Raw genomic sequence first — 19,856 nt, forward strand, 5'->3', positions numbered from 1 at the left:
GGGGATCGGTGGCCGGAGGTCCTCAGTTGCTGACGTGAGTCAGAGTCCGCGCGTACTCGATCATCGGATGACCACCGAGCGGATGCGGCGCGGGATCCCCGTGAGGCTCGAAGCCGGACGCCTTGTAAAGCCCTTCCGCCCGATCGTTTCCGGCGCGGACGTGCAGCTTCAGGACGAGGTAGCCGAGCTGAGAGGCGGACTGGACCGCGTCGTCGAGCAGTGTCCGGCCGAGCCCGCGCCCTGTCTCGCTCGGTGCGACGGCGAGCAGTTCGAGCAGCGCACTGTGTCGGCCCGGACCATCGCCCGTGTCGACGGTGAGAGCGAACCCGAGGGGATCCGAGCCGATGACGGCGAACCGAACGAGAGGCCGGTGGAACTTCGCTCGAGCCCTCTCGGCGACCGCGTCGTCCTGACTGCATCCGTCTCGTGCTCTGAGTGCCTCCAGCCAGAGGTCGATGCAGGGCCCGCGATCGTCAGGCGAACCGGCTCGGATCTTCATGCGCTGAGGCTATCGAGGCAGCCATCGGACATGTTCCGAATCCGAGTCGCGTCCTCGTTGTGGACGCCGGCTCGCCGGCTGACGCTGGACAGCAGCTCGCCGAGGCGTGGTCGTGTCACCGAACGAGACGTCGGGCGAAGGACCGGCACATGCTCCGAGGGGCGGGCGTGCGCGAGGAGCGATTCGTACAGTGGAGGTATGAGTGTGATGAAGGAGACGGGTACCGCGCGGCGGAGCGGACGAGGGTGGACGCGGGCTGCGTTCGTGCTGGGCGTTCTCGCCGTCGTGTCCTACGCCGTCGGATACCTGGCGGTGGCCCACCTGTGGGTGGGCGATCCCCTGGTCATCGGAGTCGCGACCACGCTGCAGTACCTTCTCCCGCTGGCCGGCGTCCTCGTCGGTCGTCAGGCGCGACGACACGTCGGTCCTCGCTGGGAGTCGACGGTGGGACTCGTGCTCTCCTACCTCTTCCTGGCCTTTGCCGTGGTGCCGGTCGTCATCGGCTTGGCCGGACTGCTGCTGGCACGCTGATCGATCGACGACCCGGATCATTCAGCGGTTCACGCGATTCGTCGCCGTCGGAACGATCGGCAGCTTCTTCGCGTGAAGGGTGGTGGCGAGGAGCCGGCCGAGGAGGGAGGCGATGCCTGCCGTGACTGCGTATTCCGTGATGAGGCCAGCGGAGGAGGGCCAGGTCGCGTTTCCGGACGCGAGTACCAGCGCGGTGGAGGCGGCGGCGCCGATCACGAGTCCCAGACCCAGGAACGCGGCCGCCTGCCCGACGCGCGGGAAGCGGAGTGTCCGCCGGTCGAGCCAGAGACTCGAGGGAAGCCACAGGAGTGCGCCCGCGACAGTGAACGCAGCTGCCGTGCCCGCGATGAGCCCTGCTGCGGACCCGCCCGATACATCCCAGCTGCCCGCGGTTCGCACCAGCGCGAGGACCGCAACGGCAGGCCACGCCAGAATGCCCCATGCCAGTTCTCGTGTTTCCATGAGCATCATGGTCCGGCACGTCGGTGAACACGCCATGAATCAGAACGTTCAGCACTCCACGATCATGTGTTCCGTAAGGGGATCCCCTAACGGACAGCACCGGAGTAAGGCAGCGTGAATGAACGACGACTCCTTGGCACGACCACGGACACAGGCTTGGATGAGCACATGCAGACGCTCATCCCCCTGTCAGGCCGCGAGCTGTGGACCACGACTCATGGCGCCGGCACCGATGAAGACACGACGATCGCGATCGATCGCGGACTGCACGTCGCGCGCTGCTCGGTCCGCACCATGGTGCGCCCCGGGACTCGCGTCGGACCCCGCGGTCACGTACACGGGATGGTGACCGACCCCGTGACGATCGCCTCCCTCGCCGCCGACTGTCTCCTCCTCGGCACGCTCCCCACAGACTCCCGAAAGCGCGATGGGGTCACCGTGATCGAGGAAGTCGAAGCTCGTTCGCTCGCTCTCGCCCAAGACCGAGACGGATGGACCGTCTCGGTACTCCCTGTCGACGGGATCGACTACGCCCTCTTCTCGCGCACCATCCCGGAGGGCACGATCGCACATGCCGACCTCGGATGGGCCGTCATCGCCATGTGGAGCACCGGCAGCGTCTACGACGGACCTCTACAGCGAGCGGACATCAATCCGGAGGATCACCTGCCCGACCGGTAACCCATGGGTGGCCGGTCACCCACTGAGCAGCCCGGTGGCTGTGGCGTGTTCGGCGCAGTACCGTCAGCGAATGTTCTTCCACTCGAGTAAGCGCGATTCGCCGCAGTTGCGTCCTGAGCTCGAGCGGTTTCGCGAGGCTGTCGCTGAGGCGTCATTCGAGGGTGAGCTAGCGGGCTACTTCTCGGTGCAGGTCGGTGCTCACCTCGCGGCCAGCGGCCCGTGGTGGAGGCGGGAGCTGAGTGATCCGCGATGGGGGATCGCGTGGACGTTTTTCTATGAGCCTGCTTTCGATGAATCCCATCCGCGCGTGGGCCCGCCGTACGAGGACGGTTTCGAGCTGGGTGATGAGTCGGTCTTCGATGAACTACTCGGAGGTTCGGTCGACGTCCGGGGTCGGGTGTACTCGCTGCGTTGGATCGACCGCGCGAGCGAGCCGGAGCTGTGGGCGGACAACTACGGGTACATGCCAGCGAAGCCCGGAGTTGGAATCCCTGTACGCGTGTCGAGAGTGCGTCGTCGAGACCGTTGAGCCGGATCTCTCGTCGGCAGGCGCGTCCCGTATGGGGGTGGTGCTCCGGACGCCTCGCGGCTTGATTGCCGGAAACGATAGAGGCGGGGTCGTCGCCGAGCAGGTCTGCGCGCTGTGCGGCCCTGTAGTCCTTTCCGCTCCGACCTAGGCTGATCGGTGTTGGGTATGCCGCGCAGAGGAGGAACGATGAAGGCCGCTGTGCTGCGTTGTGCTGGCCTGCTCCTAGTCATGAGTGCGATGGCAGGGTGCGCTCCTGCCTTCGTATCGGAGTTCAGTGAGCCGGCTTGCCTGGACTGGAGGGCGTACGACTCTCTGGAGGACGCCGCTGGCACGCACGACTTCATCGTGCGAGCCGAGCTCGAGCCGACTGAGACGACAGTGACGATGTACGGCGAAGAGGCATCGCTTCACCGCGCGACCGTCACCGAGGTCTTCGGCGGCGAGGCAAAGGTGGGTGACGTCCTCGACGTGGTGTCGACGCCAGCGAGTTGCACCGCCGGGGCGCCCTACCCGAACGGAGATCCGATGCTGCGCGAGGAGGCGACCCTCGTTCTGATCCCCGGCGATCCGGCGTGGGGAAGCGCAGAGTTCTTGAAGACGATCACGCCCTACGGCGGTGTCTGGGACGAACGACCCGCAAGCTGATCGGCGTCAATCGAACCCGTCTCCCTCGTCCCGTATGGGGATCGTTCAGCGGGACTACTCCAGTAGCTGTAGGCGGCGAACCCATGTGCTCATTGCTTCATTTACTCATTTGAGTTCCGGTCGGCGCCGTGCCGAAGGGGTGGTTGCACTCAGCCTACGGACGGGGCCGCCCGCGCCCGCTGATCCATTGAAGTATGCCGATCGTGACGACCGAGACCACGGCGACCAGGAGGAGGAAGGGAAGGGCACCTAGAACCAGGAACAGCACGAAGCTGTCTCCACCCTCGAACCCATCCATGACTGCAGCCGGGACTCAGAAGAGTCAGGACACCGGCATGAGCGGCCCGGTCGTGAAGTCACTGCGACCGTCCCCGCCGCAGACCTGAAAATCGGAGGGCGTGTCGATTCCCGCGCCGGCGCCGTCTGAGGCGACGAGCACCCGGACAGTCGTCGCGGTCGTCGGCGTGCAGTCGTACGCGCCGACCGCCGAGAGCTGGCCCTCCGCCTGCGCCGACTCGCCCGGAGCGAGAACCCCCGGGAACGCTTCCGCACCCGACGTGCCGGCGGTGGTGAGCTGCGTCCCATCGGCACCGAGCATCAGAACGCCCGGCCACCCGAAGTACGAGCACGCCTGATCCGAGGCGTTCGTGAGCACGATCGCGAACCCTTCCTGGCCCGCCCCGGAAAGCTCGGGCCGGTCCTCCACCGTGACCGTGAGCTGCGTGTCCTGGCACGGGTCCGCCGGCCACACCGGACCAGCCGCCGCCGCACCCGCAGTCGAGGTCGGCGTCGGAGTAGCGGAGGCGGTCGACGTCGGGGTGGCGGTCGCGGTCGGTGCCGGCGCGGCGGTCGACGTCAATGCCGGAGCCCCCGCCGTCGAACCGGCGCAACCGACGAGCGCAAGCATCGGGAGGGTGAGCGGCAGAGCCAGAGTCGAGCGGGAGGTCCGGGTCGTCACCATCTGGCGAATCTACCCTCGACCGTTTAGTCCCAGTGCGAAACGACGGGCGGCGGGACTTCCCGCTCGTGGTTGAGCACTCGGAAAACGATCGCGAGGACGACGCAGACGCCGGCACCGAGCAGTGCAGCAGCGGCTCCCACTGTCATCCACATCGGCTGGACCGCCGAACCGTCCGCGCACAGCGGATTCCACAAAAAGCTCCCGGAGCTGGAGTAGCTTCCACGGACCTCGCACGCCTCTCCCGGATCCCACATGTAGAGCGAGGACATCAACCCGAGAGCGGCGGCGAAGACGGTGAAGAGCACGGCGAAAATCAGGGGGATCGCATGATCCGGCCGAGGCGACTGTCTAACGCTCATCGGGAGGGAACCCTTCGGAGCTGCCGTCTCTCACCATTCGTCGCCCAGCTTGCGGAGCCCGTTGTCCTCCGGCCGGGTCTGGCGCGAGTAGTCATGCGGAACATCGGGCGCCGCAGTTTCCTGTGCATCATGTCGAGCTTGACGGTGGATGGCCGCTATGACGATGCACGCCATGGCTACGGCCAGCGCCGCGGCTGTCGTCAGCGTCATCCACATCGGCTGAACTACTGAACCATCCGAGCACAGCGGGTTCCAGAGGAACTTCTCCCCGGTCAGGCTGCTTCCGCCGCGGGTTCTGCACGTCTCCCTTGGGTCCCACATGTAGATGGAGGCGATGACTCCCACGACGGCTCCGAGAGCGGCGAAAACGAAGGCGAAGACTATGGGCGTCACTCCATCTGGCCGCGGGGCATGTCCGACGTTCATCGGGACATCATGCACTGCGCTGCACCAGGTCGATCAAGAGTCGGGACGTCAGGCACGGCATCGAGTACCCCGTGGGGAGGTCATCGCGCAGCGACGGTGAGGTTCAGCTCTTCACCGACGCGCAGAATCTCGTCCGAAGGGAACCGGAACGGGTTGAGGTAGAACAGGTCGTCGGCCGTCATGCCGAATCGTGCCGCGACGTCCTCTGCGAGGTCGTTGCGAGCGACCGCGTACGACGTCAGCACTCCGTCCGTGGACGACACCTCGCCACGCGCTGCTGCACGTGGGCCGGCGTCCCGGGCCACGAGGGTGCTGCGCTGCGGCTGCACGTTCACTGGACGTCAGCGATGGCAAGGATTCTGGTTGAGCAGTCGGGGTCATCCTGCGGGCGGGTCGTGAGAACGAGTTGATCGATCGCTGTCGGGTCGCCGCGGAACTCTGCGAGGTTCCGCCACGCCTTGTAGGGCTTCCCGGACTCCGCGTCCGCGAGACGCATCGGGAAATCGACGTCGAAACAGGTGGTATCCGCGTCGATCGGATCGAGCGCTCCCATGACCGCGACGGAACCAGAAGACGCGGCGGGGATGACGAGCTCGTCGGATGTCAGGGCCAGTCGGCCGTCCGCCGCGCTCAACTGGACGGCGCCGGTGGTCCCATCGTTCCCGGTGAACGTCGCTACGCCTAGATCGCCGGTCAGCGGGGAGGTGAAGCCGTCGTCCGTGTTCGTCGCCGGTGGCGGAGTCGGTGGTGCAGGCTGCGCCGTGCATCCCGTCACGACCGCCAGGCATGCCGCGACCGCGACCGTGTTGCGCACTTTCGAGAACGTCCCCACCGGCTCAGGTTAAGCGACGTCACCGCTTTCCTCGTGGTCGCGTCTCGGCCTGAAATGCTCAGCACCGTTCGGGAAGGGGAACGTCTGTCGCGGGCCAGCAGGAAGCCCAACGGCTCCTAGGCTGACCCGATGAGTTCCCCGGCACCGACCCGCCCATTCGTGGGTGTAGCGCGCATCGCCGTCGGTGCAGCCGCGGTCTCGGTGATCCTCCGCACCTACGCGCTGAGCATCGTGGCCGGCGACCCGAATCCGTTCGACTACTTCGGCTACTTCACGAATCAGACCAGCCTCCTCGCGAGCGCGGTGCTGATCGTCGCCGGATCGGTCGGGCTCGCCCGCCGTCCGACGCCGGTGTGGCTGAGCTACGTCCGCGGCGCGGCGACGGCCTACTCGATCGTCGTCGCCGTGATCTACAACACCCTCGTTCCCGGTACCGGGACGGCCCCGCCCTGGGTCAGCGCCGTCCTGCACGTGGCGCTCCCCGCCCTCGTCCTCCTCGACTGGATCGTCGTCGCCGACCGCGGACCGCTCTCCTGGCGCCGGCTGTGGGTGGTCCTGCCCTACCCGATCGTCTGGGTCGTCGTCGTGCTCGTCCGCGGAGCGACCGACGGGTGGGTGCCGTACGGCTTCCTGCTCCCCGAGAACGGGACGCTCTCGCTCGTCCTGCACGTCGCCGGGCTGACCTGCGCGGTGCTCCTCGCGGGCGCGCTGGTCTGGGCGCTGAGCCGACGCCGTGCCTCATCTCGTTGATGCCCAGTCCTCTCTCGCCGTGGATCACGAGGAGCTCTGACTCCCGACGTCAGGCGCATCACCTCTCGTGTGCGTCGCGACTCGGCCGCGGCGCGCTCTGATGACGCGCAACACGAGATTGATCACCAGCAACCCCGCTCCGGCCGGGATGGCGCCGGCCGTGAGAATCAACGCTTGGAAAAGGAGCGGCTGGCTCATCGGCACGGGGGTCAACGACATCGGCAAGACGACGTTCTCGAGCAGGACGGGAAACAGGCCGATAGCGATCCCGCACCAGAGGGCACTCACCACAGCTGGAAGCCACGCGACGAGAACAGGACGACGCGAGAGCCTCCGGGGAGCGACGTACCCTCCGACAGCGGCAACGACGATCCAGATGACGACGCCTACTCCGCCGGCACCGATCGCGATGGCCCCTTCGGATGGATCCGCGTCCGTGACCCCCAGAGCCACCATGAAGCTGCTGAACATCAGAACCAGGGCGGCGACCACCGTGACTACGCCGGCAGCGGTCCAGCCGATGAACGCGTTCACAGATCCATCGGATGCTGGAGTCGCCGCCCGCAAACCGGTACCGACGTTCGTTGCTTGCTCAGTCATTGGTGGGACCTCGATGGTGTTCGCGTGGTCGGAGGACGGCTTGAAGTCGGAGTTTGGCTCGTTGGTGTCGGCCGCGTGCTGTCGATTCGCTGATCCCGAGGATTGTCGCGGCTTCGGGGAGGGTGAAGCCGTCCCAGAGGATGAGCCGGATCAGTTCGGATTGATTCTCCGGGAGGGCGTCGAGGGCTGTGCAGATGTCGAGGGTGTCCGCGCCGACGGGATCGGGTCGGTGGGCGTCGAAGTGCTGGCGGAGTTTCTGCGTGAGGTCGTCGTGTCGGATGGCTCCTCGTGCAGCGTTCGAGTGGACTCGGCGGGCGACTCCGAAGAGCCACATGCGTGCTCGCTCGGGGTCGGCGGGCAGCTGCTCGATGCGTCGCCAAGCGACGATGAAGGTCTCACTGAGAAGGTCAGCGGCGTCAGCGGGAACGGTGACTCGTCGGCCGAAGTAGCTGAGCAGATCCGCTGCGTTCGCGGCGTGGAGGCTCTCGAGCGCCGCGTCCTGGTCGGACCGGCGTCGTCGCGCGATCACTCGGTAGTCCCGGGGGAATCGCTGTCGCACTGTCCCGCCATCTCGATGGAGGTGCTGGTCGTGAAGTAGCCGGCCTCCTCGAGCACATCCCGGATCTCGTCGCCCATGAGAGAGCTGGCGATCACCCCAGGGGTCGCGTCAGGAATGTCTGCCGGGCGGCCGGCGGCTTCCGCCGCAGCGTTCGCCTCATCGATCCCCGCCTGATTCGACGCCAGGGCCGCCTCGATGGCCTCCGGAGTGACACGGGCAATGACCGGATCCCAGTCGTGCTGCGCGAGGAACTCGCGAGCCCTCTCGGTCAGCTCGTCGGTCTCCTCGTCGGAGAGCCCGCCGCCGTACTCCGGTTGGATGCGGGCGACGACTGCGCAGGTCCCGATGTCGGCACCCTCGGTGAGCTCGAACGTGCGCTGCACGGCGACGTCCGGAGTCCAGCCGACCCATTGCAGCAGCGACGGCCCTGCGACGGCGGCCGTGGTTCCGACTCCGACCAGTCCGATCGCCAGAACCGTCGCTCCGACTCCTGAGCGGAACCACGAACGTCGCGGCGGACGCCTCTCGGCCACTGCCCGGGCAATGCCGCGCGCGGCGTCGGCGGCCGCCGGATCCTCGCCCAGCGCCGGCGGCGCAGCTCGTCGCACCAGATCGTCCAGATCGTCCATGCCCGTTCCCCCTCGGTGATTGCTCGTCACTACCGACGTGTCCGGCCGAGGCTCGTTCTTAACGTCGGCCGCGGAGATTCACGCGCCGGCTAGGGCTGGTTGAAGGATTCTCTGGCGTCGGTGATGGTGCTTCCGTCGCGGAGGGTGAGCGTGACGGCGAAGGTCGGCTCCGGTCCGCCGCGGCCCGTCTCGCCTCCCTCGGTGAGGCCGGTTCCGGGCCACCACGCGGCCCAGTGGCCGTCTGTGATCGTGGCGATGACGCTCGTGCCGTCGCCGGTGCGGATGGTGAGCCCGGTCACGTCCGAGCCGACGTCGCCGCTGGTGAAGGCGGCGGGCGGGAGGTTCTCGCCGGCGAACTGGCTGATGCCGCCCTGCGTGTACTCGTCAGCGAGCGGAGTGAAGCCGCCCTCGCTTCCAGTGGAACTGATGAGCGACCTCCCAGCAGCGCTCGTCCCAGCCGGGATCTCGATGAGGCACGCCCGCTGACTGGGCGTCGTGTACGAGAGCAGCACCCAATCGCCGCGCCGTTCCCCGATTGCCGGCTGCCCGAGCTGCTCCGCGTCACCTGACGCACACGCAGCGCCCGCGACGGTCAGGTCGGACGTGCTGGCAACCTCCGCGGTCGACGTCCACGAGGCGTACGCGCGGGAGTCGACACCGGACGGCAGGACGGCGAGAGCGACTCCCAGTGCTGCGGCCGCGAGCCCTGCGGGAAGGATGAACTGCCATCCCCGAGGGCGCCGAGCGGCGGGCTCTCGAGCGGCCACCGGGTCGCTGTGGAGGATCATCTGGAGCCGCGCTGCGGCGGCTTCGTGGGCCGGGCCGTCGAGCTCGTAGTGGGCGGCCGGGTCGAGGTCTTTCGTGGCGAGGAGTTCGGGCGTGGTCATAATGCCTCCAAGGCGGGCGAGTCGGCGTGGTGCTGGTGCGAAGGGGGATCGAGCAGTGCCCGAAGTGCGGTGCGTGCTCGGTGAAGTCGGAGTCGGAAGGCGACGGCGGTGATGCCGAGCACTCCGGCCGCGGAGGGGGAGCCGAGTCCTTCCCAGGCCGTCAGCGCGATCGCTTCCTGGTGCTGCGGTTTGAGCTGCTGCCACGCCTGGTAGAGGTCGAGTCGGGTCGCGATCGCGTCCTCCGGTGACCGCGCGGCCGCGTCGGTGGTGGCGGCGACCCGGATCGTGAGCGCGGTGGTGCGCTGCTGACTGCGGAGGTCGTTGAGGAGACAGTTCCGGGCGATGGTGAATAGCCACGCCCGCGCGGCCTCGTCCTCTGATGGCGCGGTGTCGTGCCGGCGCCAGGCGATCAGGAACGCCTCGTGCGCGAGGTCGGCGGCGCGCTCGGGGTCAGTGCGACGTCTCAGGAATCTGACGACGCTGACGTATTCGCGTTCGTACAGTTCGGAGAAGCTCGCCTCGCGGGCGGACTGTGATGGGCTCATACCTGGGACATGTCGCCAGCCGGGCTGCTGTTACAGATGCTCGACCAGTTGATGTTCTGTTCCACTCCGGGATCTCGGCTGCGGATCCGTTTGCGAATGATGAAGCCCGCGTTCAGCATGTCAGGCGTCTAGGGCGCCGGGCAGCTTCCTTTCGAGTCGCGCTGCTCGGCTCGCGGCGAGTCCGATCGCCAGCAACACGCCACACACGATGGGGAGTTGCAGTCCAGCCGGCAGCGCTGGGTACATCGGGAAGACCATTGCTCCGAGCGCCTCGATTCCGATCAGCAGGACAGGCAGGCCGATGAGTACGAGCGTCGAGACCGCGGCGGTGACTCGTCCGCGCCAGGGGAGCGCTGTGAGCAGGCCGAGCGCTGCGATAGGCGCCGCTGTCGAGAGGCCGGGACCAAGCCACCCTGCGGACGCCGACACGAAAGCGATGATCAGTTCCGCGGCAGAAGCCGCCAGTGCCATGCCGCGGGCGGCACCTGTTCGTCCGGCCATCGCGAGCCCGAGCGCGACAACGAAAGCGGCTCCCGCGAAGACGGAGGGATTGGTGAACGGTCCGATCGCGCCGGGATAGTTGATCCCCGGTGACCAGTTGATCGTGAAGTAGAAGATGAAGAACGCCGTGGCTAGAGCGAGCGGAATGATCGCGGCCGGCGATCGGCCAGCGTGCGAACGGAAGTGGTGACGCACCCCACCGACCATCAAAGTGACTCGCTGTCCGAGCGTGGGGCGGGACCGGCCTGCGTCGTCGGCTTCGTCCAACAGGATGCCGAGCAGCACCTCACCGTGCTCCGCCCTCCATACGGGCGGGTACCAGCGCAACGCGCGTCGGAAGCGGTCGGCTCGGTAGGCGTCATCGTTCGTCGTCATGCCGTTCTCCAATCGGGGGCGTGGCCAGGTCGGATCGCTGCGGTGGGAACGAGTCCGAGGTTCGCCCGCGCTCGGCGCGCGCTGGCTTCCATGCGATCGACCTCGACACCGAGCGCAGTACGGCCGGCGTCAGTCAGTCGGAAGTAGCGACGGACTCGACCGTTGATCCGCTCGTCTCCATCGGAAGAAATAAGACCCTCCGTATCGAGCCGTTCAAGTGCCGCGTAGAGCGTCGTCACTCGAAGGCGCACGCGATCCTCGGACTGCTCCTCGATCTCCTGGAGGAGCGCGTAACCGTGGCGCCGACCTGTCGCCAACGTGGTCAAGATCCAGAACGTCGTCTCTCGCATCTCGCCGGCCATGATCTGAACCATACTCCAACGCTCGCACTATGAGTCAACCAGTGGCTCCGCTGCAGTCGTGCGCGTGGGTCGAGCGGTTGCGCGGGGTCCCTCTCCACCGAGCGACGGTCCCGTATGGGGATCGTTCACCGGTACACGCAGACGCGACACCGAGTGTCGTTCCTCACGCTCCCTTGCACAACTCTCCGCTTCGCAGCGGTACTCGTGCAGACGACCGTGAGCATCTGGCCGCTCAGGGTCGTCTGCATTTCTGACGTGAGCGCGGGTCAGCCTGTCGCGTAGAAGAAGTCTTCATCCAAACGTTGGCGCATCGCGGGCGTTCACGTGTGGCCACTGTCTGATGGGCTACCTCTCGAGGGCGACGGACCCGAAGGACGGGTAGTCGGGTCCTTCGTAGTTCATGGCGGTAAGGGTCTTGATGGCCGGCATGGTGTGGGCTCCGGGTATCGCGATCTCCTGGTTTGGCTGTTCCGGATCCAGGGGGGCAATATCGAACGAGTAGCCCGCGGTATCGACCCATGCGCCCGAGCTTTCCTGCTCGAGCGCACCCTCCTTGAGGTGCAGCCTCAGACTGGAGGCTTCTCCGGTCGAGAACCCGGTGAGGACTGCCCAGGTTGACCCGTCCGCGCGGCGCTCGATCAGGACCGATCCTGTCGTCTCGGTCTGCTGACTAACGAAGTCGCCCCTTAGGGGGAGCTGCTGCTCGAAAGCACTGAGCTGAGAGTCATCAGACGCGGCCGGCCCCGGCGCTCCAGCCGAATCGACGCCTGATGATTCGACAGCGTTGGTCGATGATTCGTCGCCGGGGCTCTCGTTCCCGGTGCAGCCGGACAGTACGAGTACGCAGGCTATGGCCGCAATGGTGAACGTGATTCCGGTTCTGCTGATCCCCATGGCCCGATCCTGGCATGAGGTCGCCAGGGTCGTCAGGGTGCCGCCCTTCGCCCCTGATGTGTATCTCTCAACGCTTCGATCTCGTGCGACCTGTTCGAGGTTGTCTGCGCTCCCGACGCGAGCGTTACGCGGTTGCTTCATGCTTCAGGCCCAGATTGCGCGAAGTATGGCGACCGCGTCGTCTAGGGAGACGTTGGCGGAAGTTGCGGAGTCCGCGAGGGCGCGTGCGTGTTCTACGACGAGTTGGGGTGCGCGTGATGCTCCTGGCGCGACGCGGGTGCCGGCTGCGGTGCGGGTGACGACGAGGCCGTCTTGTTCGAGGGTCTTGTAGGCCTTGGCGGCGGTGGCTTGGGCGACTCCGAAGTCTCGGGCTGTCTGGCGGACGGTCGGAAGGCGTTCGCCGTCACCGAGCTGTCCAGCCTGGATAGCTCCACGGAAGCGTTCGGTGATTTCCTCCGCGGTCTTGATCGTCAGTGTGGTCACCGCGCCACTCCGTCAAAGGGGAGCGTCTCGATGAGCGGCATGCGTGCGCGCCGCAGTGCGGCGGCGGAGCGGAGGGTGTCGGTCGCGACCCGGAGTAGGAGTGCGACCCCGATGCCCTGGCCGAGGAATCCGGCGTAGAGGAGGGGCTGCGCGAAGGCACGGTAGGCGCTGCCGACGTAGACGAGGTTTCCGCTTGCGGTGCTCTGTCCGTCGACTCCGACGATGATCGTTCCGATGTCTCCTGCGTGCATCCAGACGGCGCCGAGCGTTGTGATCAGCCCGCCGAGCAGAAGCAGGGTGAAGAGGCGGGCGGTGAGTTCACGTTCTGGGCGGACGCTGGTCGCGGTCGATCGAGCGCGCAGTGGCCGGTTGGCGTCCGTGCGGAGCGCGAGGACGAGTGCGGCCACGGCGAGGGCGAGGGTGATCAGGGTGGCGAGGTAATTCGGCCAGCCGACGCCGGCGATGTAGCCGTAGTTCGCGTTGAAGGGCATGTAGATCGGCAGGGTCGTGTGCTCGGGCACGTTGCCGAGGAAGAAGGCGTCTTCTGGTGCGGTGGTGGCGATCACTGTCTGCCAGATCGAGGTGAGTGCGAGCAGCGCGGTGGTGACCGCTCCGATCCACAGCAACGGACGAGAAGCGAACTCGTGCCAACGACGCTGAGGAGCGACCGCTGTCTCGCCAGGCGCAGGAAGAGGCTCGCGGCGCACCAGGAGCATGGCCACCGTCACGACGAGTGCTGCGACGAGCAGGGGAGCGGGCCGCCGCCACCATCCCTCGAATCCGGTGGTATCCGCCGGCGTGCTCACGTGGACGACGACCGCCACCACGATCACGAGGAGCGCGCCGGCTACACCCGCCCACGTCAGCGTCGACGCGCGACGTCCGCTGGCGGGCAGCGAGATAATCCGGCGCGGGTACGCCCACGACAGCACGAAGCAGATGAGCCCGATGGTCGCCGGAGCGGCGACGGCCGAGAGGAGTTGATACACCTCTCGAGGAATGAACAGGGACATGCGACCTCCACAGCGGACACCAGCGGCGACGACTTCGCCTTGTGCGAGGAAGCTAGCACAAACTTGTTCTAGGTAGAAAGCTCAAAGAGCGCGGATCGGAGCGCACCACCACTACCGTCAGGATGAGGAAACGGATCCATTGCCGGTGCCCGCGAAGTACCGCCAGCCGAAAGCGACGGTCAGGGCGAAGGACGCATCCATTGCGCGGACGTCCGCGGGAGTCGACTCGGTGATCGACCCTTCGTAGGACTGGCGGTTGAAGCCCTGAGGGAGCGGGAGGTCATGGACCTGAAGTCTCGATGCGGCGACGAGAGTCCACCGGACGGTAGCCGTCTCGTTGGCTCCTCCACCGGGAAGACCACGACCACCACCACCGGAGATGTCACCGCTCTGCAGTAAGTCGACGCCGACCAGGGAATCAACGACTCTTCCTCCTGCGCCGTGTATTCCGTTGGTCGCGAGGAATCTGTCGACGGCTTCGGCCGCTGCGAGCTGATCGGTGCCATCCACCGCATAGACGATTCCACCGCCGAATCTGCAGACCGTCGTGATCACCGACCCTGACTCGCCGATCTGATCGGATCCTCCCTCGCCAAAGCACCAGTCCTCCGTCGCCCGTGCCACCTCTCGCACGCCCGGCACGGCCTCCACCGCCATCGCCTCGTCAAACAGCGGACGCGTGTCTTGCCGCGCTGCCGCGACCATCGGCGAGGTTGGTGACGGGCCGGGAACGTCAGCGGCACAACCGCAGAGCGAGGTCACAACGGCTGCAAGAGCGAGCGAACCCCGCCAGCGAAGTCGGCTTTCACGGCCAAAGTCAGGTCGCGCGTGCATGCGCCCACCGTACGACGCTCTGGCTCGTGCCGCCCAGGCTGCGTACCCGACTACCCATCGTCACGGAACGTGATTCCAGCCGTTCACGACACCTAGAATGAGTGACCAGTTACGTGACACCTTTACTCGGCGCGCCATCCTGCCAGCATCACGTCACGTATTCGGCCGTATAAGTGACAGGAGTCAGCGGTGCTCGTCGCGTACATGCGCGTCTCGAAGACCGACGGGACGCAGACCACCGATCCGCAGCGCGACGCGCTGCTCGCGGCCGGCGTCGAGGATGCTCAGCTGTACTCCGACCTCGCATCCGGCCGGAAGGATGATCGCCCGGGCCTGCTGTCGTGCCTGAAAGCACTGCGCGAGGGCGACACGCTCGTGGTGTGGAAGCTCGACCGGCTCGGACGCGACCTTCACCACCTCGTGAACACGGTCCATGACCTCACCGCGCGCGGCATCGGGCTGAAAGTGCTCACGGGTCAGGGGGCGGCGATCGACACGACCACCGCGGCCGGCAAGCTGGTCTTCGGGATCTTCGCGGCCCTCGCCGAGTTCGAGCGCGAGCTCATCTCCGAACGAACCATCGCGGGCCTCGCGTCCGCTCGAGCACGGGGTCGGGTCGGCGGGCGCCCGTTCACCATGACGCCCGCCAAGGTGCGACTCGCAATGGCGTCGATGGGCAAGCCGGAAACGAACATCGGCGCTCTCTGCACAGAACTCGGCATCTCCCGCCAGACGCTCTACCGCCACGTCTCGCCCACGGGTGAGGTGCGACCAGACGGCCTCCGCGTCCTCGGGCGGAAGACCACCTAGACGCAGCTGGCCGACGTCGGCGTACGCTCCGAAAGACGGCTCCGGTAGTTGTGCAGACGACCTTGAAGATCTGTGCAGAGGACCTCGAGAACTGACAACCGCGAACGTCATCAGATCGTTGAAAGGTTGACTGATCAGCGTCCCGTTAAGGGATGGTCGACCGGACGGCCGGTAGGGGTCGTTCTCACATGCTCGTCCGCGCGGTCGACGTGAGGAACGGGGTGGTTAGTACCGGCGGATAGAGACGTTCTCACCGAGGCTCGTCCAGTCGAGGCCATCAGCGTCGTCCGGACCGGCGCCATCGGTGTGTATCTGAACGACCCATGCTCCGTTCAGCGACAACTCATCCCCGCAGCCGCTTCCGTCTTCGTTGTCGCCTTCTCCGTCCACGATCACGCACCGGCCTCCGGTCGTGATCTGCGACCCGATCCAGACGTCCAATCCGTCGGCTGAGCCGACGTAATGGATCGAGGCGGGGTCGTAGCCGTCTCCTACAGTGCCGACGTCGGGAAGAGCGTCTCGCTCGTCTTGTGCCCGCTTGAAATCGGAGTAGGCCTCGGTGTCGGGGCCGGAACACCCGGCCATGAGCGTCGTCGTGAGCGCCATCACTGCGGCTCCGGTCACCCACCTCAGGCGCGTTGTCGATTCCACCGCATCCCCCTGTGCCTCGTCAGCACAACGTACCGCGCTGCGAAGGAGAGGAGCGCTGGCACTGTAACGATGGGTCTTCTTCCGAGTCTCGCACCCACGGGAGAGTCGATGGAGCGTTCCGTATGGGGATCGGTCTCCGGGACAGATCCGACCCGGATGGACCAGTGCGCTCCTGCCGTTCACTCGCTGGTCCGAGAGTGATGGTGTGCAGACACTGTCGCTCAATGCTTCCGCCGTGATCGCGGGCGTAATCACTCTCCTCGCCCTCGTCGCGGGCGTCTTCCTCGACGGATTCACGTTTGCGTGCAACGAGTCCCTTCCTCCTCAGTGCACGGGGTTCCACGTCGCGTGGCCGGCTCTGTGCTCTGTCGCCCTCGCGACCCTCGTTCTCCTGGTCGTAGCGATGCGCCTCAGCACGCGCTCCCACGCTCGATGGAGGTCGCTGCTGCTCGCCTTGGGGGTGGTCGGCGCCGTCACCAGCTGGGTTCTGGCTCTGCGTACCGCCGTGATCGTCGGTTGAGCAGACCACGGCACGTTCCGTATAGAGATCATTGACCGGTCAGCCATCGATCTTCTGAGGTATCGGACGAGCGGTCGGATGGATCGATGGGGTGGGGTCGTATGGCGGAGTCGTGTCCCGAGGGGAGTCGAGGGACGCCAACCCCAGGAGGGTGATCGTCGCCACAAGAGCGCAGGCAGCAGTGATGAGCGCCGCGAGCAGTAGCCGCTCAAGGGTGGGCATGGCACGAGGTTATGTCACGAGGTGAGCGGCTTAGGCCGTTCCGCGCGCATACCGTATGGGGATCGTTGGCCGGTCAGCCATCGATCTTCTGAGGTATCGGACGAGCGGTCGGATGGATCGATGGGGTGGGGTCGTATGGCGGAATCGTGTCCCGCGGGAAGTCGAGGGAGGCCAGCCCCAGGAGGGTGATCATCGCCACAAAAGCGCAGGCAGCAGTGATGAGCGCCGCGAGCAGTAGCCGCTCAAGGGTGCGCATGGCACGAGGTTATGGCACGAGGTGAGCGGCTTCGGCCGTTCTGGGCGCATCCCGTATGGGGATCCTCATACGGGACGAGGCGGTCGCGGGGTGGAACACTCTGCGGTAGCTTCACGACCGGGGGTGGTCATGGTGGAAGTGCTCAAGGGCGTGAGCCTGCTCGCGTCGGGTGTCGTGATCGCCTTGATCTGCTCAGTGGCGGGGTTTCAGGCCGGCGTTCGTGCGGACCTGGATCAGACCGGGGGCCAACTCAGCCCGGTCCTGCTCGTGGGCTTTTTTATCGGACTCGTCGTGTCAGCCGTCGGCGCGATCGTGCTCTACCGGTGCTACGAGCGTGCCCGCGGCGTTCGCTAGCTGCTAGCGAAATCTGCAGCCGGAGCGTCACGCGCTGTGGACATGCGGCCTGTGGCGGTGCGGTCGAGAGATGGGGACTTCGCTGACGCCGCACGTGACAGACCGGCGGGGGCCGCCGGCGCCGCCCTGCTCTGGGCCGCGACGCACAGCGCGGGCGAGAGCAGTACCTGCCCGCTCACCGGCCACTGAACGATCCCTATACGGAACGACGAACGGGCGGGCGCCCCTAAAATCAGCGCCCGTGCGGTTTCGCCCGAATATCCAGCTCCGTTTCGGCATACTCCTGCCCGCAGCTCTGATCTGCGTGCCGGCAGCGACAGTATGGAAGCCCGGCCTCGCGCTGGACGAGCAGCTGGTCTTCATCGTCATCTTCGCGGTCGTCATACCGCTCGCTGCGCGGTGGGTTGTTTTCAGCGGCGTCAGCCTGCGAGAGAACGACCTCACCGTCCACGGGGTCTGGTGGTCCCGACGCGTCCCTCGCGACCAGACCATCCAAGTGCGCCAAAAAGCCGGCTTGATGGTCCTGCACTGGCGCGACCGTCACGGCCGCATCCGGCACACACCGATGATCGCCTTCACATCCGCATCCAACGATCCCTCATGGGCCGCAAGTCACAACACTCACGTATCTCGAGCGGTCAACGACTGGATTGCCGGCGGAGACGGGCGCGGCGCGGGTCGCAGAGTCAAGGACAACTAGAACCTTGCGTGCCGGTGAACCATCCCCATACGGGACGCAGGATTAGCTGAACCCGGCGCTGCTCAAGATCTGCGGACGAGCGTGGGAAGAACGCTGTGATCGACGGTCTCGACGACAGCTGCGGTGACGACGGGCCCGACGGTGAAGCGGCGGGGTGGCGGATAGCTTCGCCGAGAAGGCGCCCGCGCAGCTCAACGAGGAGCGCGACGATCCGGGTTCGCATCTCAGGTCGCCGCCCCTAGTCCTCGGGGGGCCTGAAGACGCGGCCAGCCGGGGTCGTGAGACGCATGACGACGGCGGCTCGTGCCCCACACCTCCCGCATTACGGGACCATGCAGCCCCTGCGCGCACAGAGACCAGTTTGTATACCACCGCCAGCGAACGCTTCGAGGTGTATGCGGTTCTGTGCGGTCACCACAGCTCAGAGGGAGGTTGTAGCATCGTGGAAACCTGCCCGAAACGGTATTTGGGATACAAAAGAGGAGTCCTCGCGGTGACCATCACTCTGGAGCCGCTTTCCCCCTCGCCCTGCTGGGAGCTACACATGTCTGCTGTATCCCGCACCACCGCTCCGCCCGCTTCAGGCCACACGGTCGCCTCCGTCCTCGACTCCATCGGCTTCACCCGCGCGCAGTTCTGGATCTTCCTACTGATCCTCGCCGGGGAGTTCTTCAACACCCTCGAGCAGAACTCGGTGGGTGCCATGGGCAGCCACATCAAGGAGACGCTGCAGATCGGCGACGTCCAGCTCACGACGATCAACACCGCCACGGTCATCGGCGGACTGATCGGCCGCGTGCTGGCCGGCTACCTCGCCGACCGCTACGGCCGCCGCTTCTCGCTTAGCCTCAACCTGCTGATCTACACGCTCGGCGGACTGCTCAGCGCCGTCGCGATGAACTACGAGATGCTGCTCGTCAGCCGCCTGATCGTCGGCATCGGCATCGGCGGCGAGTTCATGATCGGCCTGGTCATGCTCTCCGAGATGGTCTCCACCCGCTTCCGCGGCACCGCGATCGGCGCCGTCAACGTCGGCGCCGGGGGCCTGGGCAACTTCCTCTCCTACGGCCTGTTCCTGCTGCTGCTCGGCCCGCTGGAGACCCCGCTCGGCGGCCCCGACTCGGTGTGGCGCTGGTCGTTCGTGATCCTCGCCGTCCCCGCGCTGCTGGTCGTCTTCTACCGCCGCAAGCTGCCGGAGACGCCGCGCTGGCTGCTCTCGCAGGGCCGCACGGAGGAGGCGAACCGCTCGCTCGCGATCCTCGCCTCGAACTCGCTCACCCCCACCACTGACCGCCCGCCCGTCGAGCTGTCGCCGGACGACCTGCCGCCCGTGCGGATGTCCGCCTCCCCCGCCGCGGTGTTCAGCCGCCCGGTGATCCGCCGCACCGCCGCCCTCGGCGTCGCGTCCTGGATGGCCTTCGGCTCGCAGGTCACGCTGAACTTCCTGATGCCGACCCTGCTGGTCGAGCGCGGCTACTCCGTCTCGGAGAGCCTGCTCTACACGATGATCATGAACATCGGCTCGCTCCTCGGAGCGACGACCGCGGCCCTGATCGCCGGTCGCGTCGGCCGCCGCACCGCCGTCGGCGCCGCCGGAGTCCTCGGCTGCCTCACCGCGCTCGCCTTCGCCGGCTTCGGGAACGGCACCGGGGCGATCCTCGTGCTCGGCGCGCTCTTCCAGTTCTTCACGATGGTCACCAACACCACCCTCGCCACCTGGACCGCCGAGATCTTCCCGACCGCGATCCGCGCCTCCGGCGCCTCGATCGTCAACGGCATCGGCAACATCGCCGGAGCGGTCATGCCGTTCCTCGCCGTCGCGCTCTACGGCTCGTTCGCCTTCGCCGGCGTCTTCGGCCTCGCCGCCGTGATGTACGCGGTGCTCGTCGTCGCCTCCCGCTTCGCCCCGGAGACCCGGGGACGCTCGCTCGAGGACGTCAACGAGAACGCGATCGCCGCCGCCGCCCACTGACCCACCCCCGCCCC

Annotated in this window: 31 protein-coding genes; 10 read left to right on the forward strand and 21 right to left on the reverse strand. The window is 66.7% G+C overall.

Annotated elements, in window-relative coordinates; genetic code table 11:
* Nucleotides 1-22 precede the first annotated feature (22 nt).
* Entirely contained in the window at nt 23-499 is a 477-nt protein-coding gene (locus tag C5C54_RS15530; protein WP_104223376.1) for a GNAT family N-acetyltransferase, read from the reverse strand.
* A gap of 198 nt (nt 500-697) precedes the next feature.
* Between C5C54_RS15530 and C5C54_RS15535 the strand changes: the two genes are divergently transcribed.
* Nucleotides 698-1,030, forward strand: coding sequence for a hypothetical protein (locus C5C54_RS15535; protein WP_104340470.1), 333 nt, complete (start codon nt 698-700; stop codon nt 1,028-1,030).
* A 21-nt stretch (nt 1,031-1,051) separates the two neighbouring features.
* Here C5C54_RS15535 and C5C54_RS15540 read toward each other — a convergent pair whose 3' ends face one another.
* Complete coding sequence (locus C5C54_RS15540) at nt 1,052-1,501, reverse strand: hypothetical protein (protein ID WP_104288733.1); 450 nt, start codon at nt 1,499-1,501, stop codon at nt 1,052-1,054.
* A 159-nt stretch (nt 1,502-1,660) separates the two neighbouring features.
* On the opposite strand from C5C54_RS15540, the gene C5C54_RS15545 reads away from it, so the two are divergent.
* The 3 genes from C5C54_RS15545 to C5C54_RS15555 all read left to right on the forward strand — a co-directional run bounded on the left by C5C54_RS15545 (nt 1,661) and on the right by C5C54_RS15555 (nt 3,347).
* The gene (locus C5C54_RS15545) at nt 1,661-2,173 is read left to right on the forward strand and encodes a hypothetical protein (protein ID WP_104288734.1); all 513 of its coding nucleotides are present in this window, start codon (nt 1,661-1,663) and stop codon (nt 2,171-2,173) included.
* A 70-nt stretch (nt 2,174-2,243) separates the two neighbouring features.
* Nucleotides 2,244-2,702: a hypothetical protein gene (locus C5C54_RS15550; protein ID WP_146076582.1), complete on the forward strand. Its 459-nt coding sequence runs from the start codon at nt 2,244-2,246 to the stop codon at nt 2,700-2,702.
* A gap of 186 nt (nt 2,703-2,888) precedes the next feature.
* Nucleotides 2,889-3,347 (forward strand): hypothetical protein, encoded by a 459-nt coding sequence (locus C5C54_RS15555; RefSeq protein ID WP_104288735.1) that lies wholly within the window; start codon nt 2,889-2,891, stop codon nt 3,345-3,347.
* A gap of 154 nt (nt 3,348-3,501) precedes the next feature.
* Here C5C54_RS15555 and C5C54_RS18075 read toward each other — a convergent pair whose 3' ends face one another.
* From C5C54_RS18075 to C5C54_RS15580, 6 genes are all read right to left on the reverse strand, one after another.
* Nucleotides 3,502-3,645 carry a hypothetical protein gene (locus tag C5C54_RS18075; protein WP_181127436.1) on the reverse strand — a complete coding sequence of 48 codons (144 nt, stop codon included), beginning with the start codon at nt 3,643-3,645 and terminating at the stop codon, nt 3,502-3,504.
* A 24-nt stretch (nt 3,646-3,669) separates the two neighbouring features.
* A complete protein-coding gene (locus C5C54_RS15560) occupies nt 3,670-4,308 on the reverse strand; it encodes a DUF4232 domain-containing protein (RefSeq protein WP_104288736.1) in 639 nt (212 codons plus the stop codon).
* A gap of 23 nt (nt 4,309-4,331) precedes the next feature.
* The gene (locus C5C54_RS15565; RefSeq protein ID WP_104339209.1) at nt 4,332-4,613 is read right to left on the reverse strand and encodes a hypothetical protein; all 282 of its coding nucleotides are present in this window, start codon (nt 4,611-4,613) and stop codon (nt 4,332-4,334) included.
* 84 nt (nt 4,614-4,697) lie between these two features.
* Complete coding sequence (locus C5C54_RS15570) at nt 4,698-5,093, reverse strand: hypothetical protein (RefSeq protein ID WP_146085251.1); 396 nt, start codon at nt 5,091-5,093, stop codon at nt 4,698-4,700.
* A gap of 80 nt (nt 5,094-5,173) precedes the next feature.
* On the reverse strand, nt 5,174-5,356 hold the full coding sequence (locus tag C5C54_RS15575) for a LysM peptidoglycan-binding domain-containing protein (RefSeq protein WP_104288739.1): 183 nt from the start codon (nt 5,354-5,356) through the stop codon (nt 5,174-5,176).
* 68 nt (nt 5,357-5,424) lie between these two features.
* Nucleotides 5,425-5,925, reverse strand: a complete 501-nt coding sequence (locus C5C54_RS15580; protein WP_104288740.1) for a hypothetical protein — start codon at nt 5,923-5,925, stop codon at nt 5,425-5,427.
* Between the two features lie 129 nt (nt 5,926-6,054).
* Between C5C54_RS15580 and C5C54_RS15585 the strand changes: the two genes are divergently transcribed.
* Nucleotides 6,055-6,675 carry a Pr6Pr family membrane protein gene (locus C5C54_RS15585; protein ID WP_104288741.1) on the forward strand — a complete coding sequence of 207 codons (621 nt, stop codon included), beginning with the start codon at nt 6,055-6,057 and terminating at the stop codon, nt 6,673-6,675.
* Nucleotides 6,676-6,699: 24 nt separating this feature from the next.
* Here the strand turns inward: C5C54_RS15585 and C5C54_RS15590 are convergent, their stop codons facing one another.
* From C5C54_RS15590 to C5C54_RS15645, 11 genes are all read right to left on the reverse strand, one after another.
* Nucleotides 6,700-7,209 (reverse strand): hypothetical protein, encoded by a 510-nt coding sequence (locus C5C54_RS15590; RefSeq protein WP_104288742.1) that lies wholly within the window; start codon nt 7,207-7,209, stop codon nt 6,700-6,702.
* A gap of 58 nt (nt 7,210-7,267) precedes the next feature.
* Complete coding sequence (locus tag C5C54_RS18555) at nt 7,268-7,834, reverse strand: RNA polymerase sigma factor (protein ID WP_104258134.1); 567 nt, start codon at nt 7,832-7,834, stop codon at nt 7,268-7,270.
* Complete coding sequence (locus tag C5C54_RS15600) at nt 7,801-8,217, reverse strand: hypothetical protein (RefSeq protein WP_104288743.1); 417 nt, start codon at nt 8,215-8,217, stop codon at nt 7,801-7,803. Before C5C54_RS15600 ends, C5C54_RS18555 begins: the two co-directional genes overlap by 34 nt.
* Before the next feature lie 335 nt (nt 8,218-8,552).
* Nucleotides 8,553-9,350 (reverse strand): hypothetical protein, encoded by a 798-nt coding sequence (locus C5C54_RS15605; protein WP_104258132.1) that lies wholly within the window; start codon nt 9,348-9,350, stop codon nt 8,553-8,555.
* Nucleotides 9,347-9,895 (reverse strand): RNA polymerase sigma factor, encoded by a 549-nt coding sequence (locus tag C5C54_RS15610; protein ID WP_104258131.1) that lies wholly within the window; start codon nt 9,893-9,895, stop codon nt 9,347-9,349. The genes C5C54_RS15605 and C5C54_RS15610 overlap by 4 nt, the downstream gene beginning before the upstream one ends.
* A 120-nt stretch (nt 9,896-10,015) precedes the next feature.
* A complete protein-coding gene (locus C5C54_RS15615; RefSeq protein WP_104258130.1) occupies nt 10,016-10,771 on the reverse strand; it encodes a hypothetical protein in 756 nt (251 codons plus the stop codon).
* Nucleotides 10,768-11,145, reverse strand: a complete 378-nt coding sequence (locus tag C5C54_RS15620) for a PadR family transcriptional regulator (protein WP_219812216.1) — start codon at nt 11,143-11,145, stop codon at nt 10,768-10,770. Before C5C54_RS15620 ends, C5C54_RS15615 begins: the two co-directional genes overlap by 4 nt.
* 333 nt (nt 11,146-11,478) lie before the next feature.
* Nucleotides 11,479-12,027 (reverse strand): hypothetical protein, encoded by a 549-nt coding sequence (locus C5C54_RS15625; protein ID WP_104288744.1) that lies wholly within the window; start codon nt 12,025-12,027, stop codon nt 11,479-11,481.
* 144 nt (nt 12,028-12,171) lie between these two features.
* Nucleotides 12,172-12,510: a GntR family transcriptional regulator gene (locus C5C54_RS15630; protein ID WP_104258128.1), complete on the reverse strand. Its 339-nt coding sequence runs from the start codon at nt 12,508-12,510 to the stop codon at nt 12,172-12,174.
* Nucleotides 12,507-13,523 carry a hypothetical protein gene (locus C5C54_RS17745; protein WP_146078878.1) on the reverse strand — a complete coding sequence of 339 codons (1,017 nt, stop codon included), beginning with the start codon at nt 13,521-13,523 and terminating at the stop codon, nt 12,507-12,509. Before C5C54_RS17745 ends, C5C54_RS15630 begins: the two co-directional genes overlap by 4 nt.
* A 117-nt stretch (nt 13,524-13,640) precedes the next feature.
* Entirely contained in the window at nt 13,641-14,174 is a 534-nt protein-coding gene (locus tag C5C54_RS15645) for a hypothetical protein (RefSeq protein ID WP_146078879.1), read from the reverse strand.
* 372 nt (nt 14,175-14,546) lie between these two features.
* Between C5C54_RS15645 and C5C54_RS15650 the strand changes: the two genes are divergently transcribed.
* Nucleotides 14,547-15,167 carry a recombinase family protein gene (locus C5C54_RS15650; RefSeq protein ID WP_104288745.1) on the forward strand — a complete coding sequence of 207 codons (621 nt, stop codon included), beginning with the start codon at nt 14,547-14,549 and terminating at the stop codon, nt 15,165-15,167.
* A 225-nt stretch (nt 15,168-15,392) separates the two neighbouring features.
* Here the strand turns inward: C5C54_RS15650 and C5C54_RS15655 are convergent, their stop codons facing one another.
* A complete protein-coding gene (locus tag C5C54_RS15655; protein WP_146078880.1) occupies nt 15,393-15,818 on the reverse strand; it encodes a hypothetical protein in 426 nt (141 codons plus the stop codon).
* A 235-nt stretch (nt 15,819-16,053) separates the two neighbouring features.
* Between C5C54_RS15655 and C5C54_RS15660 the strand changes: the two genes are divergently transcribed.
* Nucleotides 16,054-16,338 (forward strand): hypothetical protein, encoded by a 285-nt coding sequence (locus C5C54_RS15660; protein WP_146078881.1) that lies wholly within the window; start codon nt 16,054-16,056, stop codon nt 16,336-16,338.
* Between the two features lie 295 nt (nt 16,339-16,633).
* Here the strand turns inward: C5C54_RS15660 and C5C54_RS15665 are convergent, their stop codons facing one another.
* Entirely contained in the window at nt 16,634-16,816 is a 183-nt protein-coding gene (locus C5C54_RS15665) for a hypothetical protein (protein WP_104288748.1), read from the reverse strand.
* A gap of 129 nt (nt 16,817-16,945) precedes the next feature.
* On the opposite strand from C5C54_RS15665, the gene C5C54_RS15670 reads away from it, so the two are divergent.
* The 3 genes from C5C54_RS15670 (at nt 16,946) to C5C54_RS15680 (ending at nt 19,842) form a co-directional block, all read left to right on the forward strand.
* On the forward strand, nt 16,946-17,170 hold the full coding sequence (locus C5C54_RS15670; protein WP_146078882.1) for a hypothetical protein: 225 nt from the start codon (nt 16,946-16,948) through the stop codon (nt 17,168-17,170).
* A gap of 241 nt (nt 17,171-17,411) precedes the next feature.
* Nucleotides 17,412-17,870: a hypothetical protein gene (locus tag C5C54_RS15675; protein ID WP_104288749.1), complete on the forward strand. Its 459-nt coding sequence runs from the start codon at nt 17,412-17,414 to the stop codon at nt 17,868-17,870.
* 544 nt (nt 17,871-18,414) lie between these two features.
* The gene (locus C5C54_RS15680; RefSeq protein WP_104288750.1) at nt 18,415-19,842 is read left to right on the forward strand and encodes an MFS transporter; all 1,428 of its coding nucleotides are present in this window, start codon (nt 18,415-18,417) and stop codon (nt 19,840-19,842) included.
* The last annotated feature ends 14 nt before the right edge of the window (nt 19,843-19,856 follow it).

It is taken from the genome of Rathayibacter sp. AY1F2, assembly GCF_002930885.1.
Classification (GTDB): Bacteria; Actinomycetota; Actinomycetes; order Actinomycetales; family Microbacteriaceae; genus Rathayibacter.